Source organism: Streptomyces sp. W16 (assembly GCF_033194735.1).
Taxonomy (GTDB): Bacteria; Actinomycetota; Actinomycetes; order Streptomycetales; family Streptomycetaceae; genus Streptomyces.
This window is the reverse complement of sequence record NZ_JAWOAI010000714.1, coordinates 1-4,034: the sequence shown is the minus strand read 5'-3', so window position 1 is coordinate 4,034 and position 4,034 is coordinate 1. Positions and strand designations below refer to the sequence as shown.

General features: G+C 71.2%; 5 protein-coding genes. 2 read left to right on the top strand and 3 right to left on the bottom strand.

Annotated features, from left to right (window positions below; genetic code table 11):
• A partial coding sequence (locus R6V09_RS47715; RefSeq protein WP_317887708.1) for a LysE/ArgO family amino acid transporter occupies window positions 1-278 on the top strand: 278 nt, incomplete at its 5' end.
• Window positions 279-358: 80 nt separating this feature from the next.
• Complete coding sequence (locus R6V09_RS47710) at window positions 359-1,669, top strand: MFS transporter (RefSeq protein ID WP_317887707.1); 1,311 nt, start codon at window positions 359-361, stop codon at window positions 1,667-1,669.
• Window positions 1,670-1,677: 8 nt separating this feature from the next.
• Here the strand turns inward: R6V09_RS47710 and R6V09_RS47705 are convergent, their stop codons facing one another.
• The 3 genes from R6V09_RS47705 to R6V09_RS47695 all read right to left on the bottom strand — a co-directional run.
• A complete protein-coding gene (locus R6V09_RS47705; RefSeq protein ID WP_317887706.1) occupies window positions 1,678-2,127 on the bottom strand; it encodes a cyclic nucleotide-binding domain-containing protein in 450 nt (149 codons plus the stop codon).
• 251 nt (window positions 2,128-2,378) lie between these two features.
• The gene (locus R6V09_RS47700) at window positions 2,379-2,558 is read right to left on the bottom strand and encodes a hypothetical protein (protein WP_317887705.1); all 180 of its coding nucleotides are present in this window, start codon (window positions 2,556-2,558) and stop codon (window positions 2,379-2,381) included.
• A 28-nt stretch (window positions 2,559-2,586) separates the two neighbouring features.
• Window positions 2,587-4,034: FUSC family protein (locus tag R6V09_RS47695; RefSeq protein WP_317887704.1), on the bottom strand; the 1,448-nt coding region annotated here is incomplete at its 5' end.

Sequence of the window (4,034 nt, the reverse complement as noted above, 5' to 3'; positions counted from 1 at the left end):
GAGCCGTCCTCGCCTGCCTCGCGATGACCTGGCTCAACCCGCACGTCTACCTCGACACCGTCTTCCTGCTCGGCTCGATCGCCGCCGACCGCGGCCCGCTGCGCTGGACCTTCGGACTCGGCGCCGTGTGCGCCAGCGTGTGCTGGTTCACCGCGCTCGGCTTCGGCGCCCGTCTGCTCAGCCGCTTCCTCGCCAAGCCCTCGGCCTGGCGGGTCCTGGACGGCCTGGTCGCCGCGACGATGATCGGCCTCGGCGCAACTCTCGTCGCCGGAACGTGAGATCGCGGATTCGGCAGCCACAGCCGGTGCTGCGATAGTGAACCCTGGTCGATTAGATGTAGCGAGCAACCAGGAAGCCAGTGGACACCAGCGAGAGCACCGACAGCGGCACCGAACCCGAGGCCGAGAAGGACACGGGACCCGCGACCGGACCCCGGCGCGGCTGGCGCCGCTGGGCGATGGACACCCGCCCGCTGCGCATCCCCGCCTACCGCCGCCTGTGGTCCTCGACCATCATCACGGCCGTCGGCAGCCAGCTCACCGCCGTCGCCGTACCCAAGCAGATCTACGACATCACCGGCTCCTCCGCCTGGGTCGGCGCCGCCAGCATGGCCGGCCTGCTGCCGCTCATCGTGTTCGCGCTGTGGGGCGGCGCGATCGCCGACAGCATGGACCGCCGCAAGCTGCTGCTGATCACCAACAGCGGCATAGCCGTCACCTCGGTGCTGTTCTGGCTGCAGGCCGTCACCGGCCTCGAATCGGTGGCCGCGCTGATGCTGCTGCTCGCGATGCAGCAGGCGTTCTGGGGCCTCAACGCGCCTGCCCGCAACGCCTCCATCGCCCGCCTGGTTCCCGCGGAGCAGCTGGCCGCCGCCAACGCCCTCGGCTCGACCGTGATGCAGACAGGGCAGGTCGTCGGACCACTCCTCGCGGGTGCCCTCATCCCGGTCATCGGCCTGCCCGAGCTGTATCTCATCGACGCCCTGGCCCTGTGCGTCACGCTCTGGGCGGTCGTCAAGCTGCCCTCGCTGCCGCCCCTGGAGTCCGCCACACCGCGCCGTGCGGGCTGGCGCGAGGTCGTCGCGGGCTTCCGCTACATCTCGCTGCACAGGGTGCTGTTGCTGTCCTTCCTCGCCGACATCATCGCGATGGTCTTCGGCATGCCCCGCGCCCTGTTCCCGCAGCTGGCCGCCCAGACCTACGCGCCCTACGGCGAGGGCCTCGCGCTCGGCATGCTGTTCGCGGCGATCCCGATCGGGGCGGTGGTCGGCGGACTGTTCTCCGGCACGTTCTCGCGGGCCCGTCGGCACGGCTGGATGGTGATCGGCGCGGTCGTCGCCTGGGGCGTGGCCATCACCGGGTTCGGGCTGAGCAGCAACCTGTGGATCGGTGTGGTCTTCCTGGCCGCCGCCGGAGTCGCCGACATGGTCTCCATGGTGTTCCGCGGGGCGATCCTGCTGTCCGCCGCCACGGACGAGATGCGCGGCCGTATGCAGGGCGTCTTCACCGTCGTGGTGGCGGGCGGGCCCCGCCTCGCCGACGTCCTGCACGGCACGGCGGGCTCGGCCTTCGGCCCCCGCACGGCCGTCGCGGGCGGCGGCATCCTGGTCGTGGTGATCATGCTGACCCTGGCCTTCACGGTCCCGGCGCTGCGCCGCTACCGCATCTGAGGGCGCCCTCAGACCGGCCGATGGAGCGTGTAGTGCTCCATCAGCTTGCCCCGGGTCAGCTCCAGCCGGTGCGCCAGGATCTCCGCGACGATCCGGACCAGGGAGAGCCCGAGCAGCGGATCCTCCACGCACAGCGCGAGAACGGCCGCCGCGTCGAACTCGTAGGCCCGCACGGCACTGAACGCCTCCGCGCCGAAGTCCCACTGGTAGGGCGGGAACAGCCACGACCAGCCGAGCAGGTCGCCCGCGCCGAGACTGCCCACGGTGACCCGCTGCTGGGGTGTCACCCGCTGGTCGAGCGAGACCGCGCCGGAACGGATCACCCAGAAACGGTCGGCCGTGCCGCCCGCCTCGAAGATCCTGGAGTCCTCGGCGAACGAGACCTCCTGCGCGAGTTCCATCAGCCGTTCGCGCTGGGTCTGGGGCAGGGCGGTCAGCAGTTTTATCGCTTTGGTCATGGCACGGGGCTCCTCGCCGGCAGCGGTTCCGGAATTCTCCCTACGCCCATTTCAGCCTCTGCCGCCGTCCCGGGCACCTCGGGGGACGGAATCGGGGCATGAAAAAGCCCTGGCTGGACGGGGGAGACCAGCCAGGGCCGTTAAGCGGTGGCGGCGGAGGACGGTACGGTCGACTCCGTGACCACGTATGAATGAACCGTAAACCATCGATGGGCATTTCGTACCCAGCTGAACCGGTCGCGTGACCGGTTTCACTTCGCGGAATGCCGGCCGGGCGCCACGATCTCGTCCAGCACCCGCAGAACGGCCTCGTAGGCCACCTCCCGCACCGGGTCACCCTGTTCCGACCACGTGTGCGCCTCCTGGGCGGCGAAGGCCCGGGCCCGCTGGATGCGCCGCAACAGTTCGTCCGAGTCCACGACATCAGTCATGCCTCTCGCCTACCCCCGCGAGCGGGGTTCATTGCGCCGGGGCGGCGATCGGCACGCCGAGCGGCCGGGCCAGACCGACCACGGCCTCGTCCAGGCGCTGCAGATGCCGCAGCACGCGGTCGGTGACCCGGCCGTAGCGCGGGGTGCCGGGGGTGCCGGGCCGCAGCAGGGACGCGATGCTCGGCCCGGTCTCGATCAGGCCCACTGCGTCCCCGTCGGCGACATGGGCGCCGATCACCCCGATGTTGTGCACGATCCGGCGCCCCGCCTCCCGCAGTCGCGGATCGGCCGCTATCGACGGATGCGTGGGCAGCAGCTCGGCGGTCGCCGCCAGATACCGCGCGTGATAGGCGCAGGTCTCCAGGAGCGCGACGACATACCGGGCGGTGTCCCGGCGCGCCCGCAACGGCGTGATCGGGTGCGTCAACGGCTGTGTGGAGGCGCTCAGGTCGGCCAGCGCCTGGTCCAAGTCCCGTGCCTTGTCGAGGAGTTCGGCCGCCGGCCCGCCGCTGAGCTGGTCGACGGCGGCCTCGGTGACGTCCGTGAGCCGCACCAGCACGGTACCGAGGAGTTCGTTCGTACGGCGGTCCGTGTGCACCGGCAGCACCAGCGCCGCCGCGACCACCCCGCAGGCCGCGCCGAGCGCCGTCTCCTCGATCCGCAGCAGCAGCACCGACGCGCTGTAGGTGTGCAGCAGCGTGTAGAGCAGGCCCAGCATCGCGGTGACGAAGAAGGACATCAGGGTGTAGGAGAGCGGTGCCGTGTAGAACATCGCGAAGATGAACAGCAGCACCAGCGCGAACGCCGTCCACGTGTGGTGCCCGACCAGCCCCGCGAGACCGATACCGGCCACCACACCGAGGACCGTGCCCAGCAGCCGCCGGTAGCCCTTGACCAGGATCTCGCCGGTGGACGAGGTGTTGATGAACACGATCCAGCAGGTCAGCACCGCCCAGTACCAGCGTTGGCTGGACAGGAACTCGCCGCCGATGATGGCCAGCGAGGACCCGACGGCGACCTGCACGGCCGCTCGCGTGGTCGGCCGCCGCAGGCCCGTGCGCTCCGCGTCCTCCCGCTCGGCCTCCTCGCTCCCCGCGATGGCAACGTCCTCCGCGTCCAGCTCCTCGCGCGAGCGGGTCGTGGCGGGCGTGTCCTCGGACTCGTCCTGTGGCCCGTCCACGGCGATCCGCAGCCCCAGCACCGCCCGAGAGGCCTCACCGATGCCCCGGAACACGTCCTGCACGGCGTCCGAGGCGGGCGGCAGGTTCTCCTCCTCGCGATACCCCAGCAGCCGGTTGCGCACCTGTGCCGGCCCGGTGCCCGAGTCCGCGCCCACGGGCCGCAGGACCATCAGACGCAGCGCCTCCAGCTCGCGGCGCAGCGTGTCGGTCGTCTCGTCCCGCCTGGGCAGCCGGTCGCCCGCGGGTACCGGCGCGCCCGGCAGATGCAGGGTCAGGGTGTGACCCCGCTCGGCGC

Excerpts from the sequence above, each read along its gene's own strand:
- R6V09_RS47705 (WP_317887706.1), bottom strand. The coding sequence starts at position 2,127 with ATGACCAAAGCGATAAAACTGCTGACCGCCCTGCCCCAGACCCAGCGC.
- R6V09_RS47700 (WP_317887705.1), bottom strand. The coding sequence starts at position 2,558 with ATGACTGATGTCGTGGACTCGGACGAACTGTTGCGGCGCATCCAGCGG.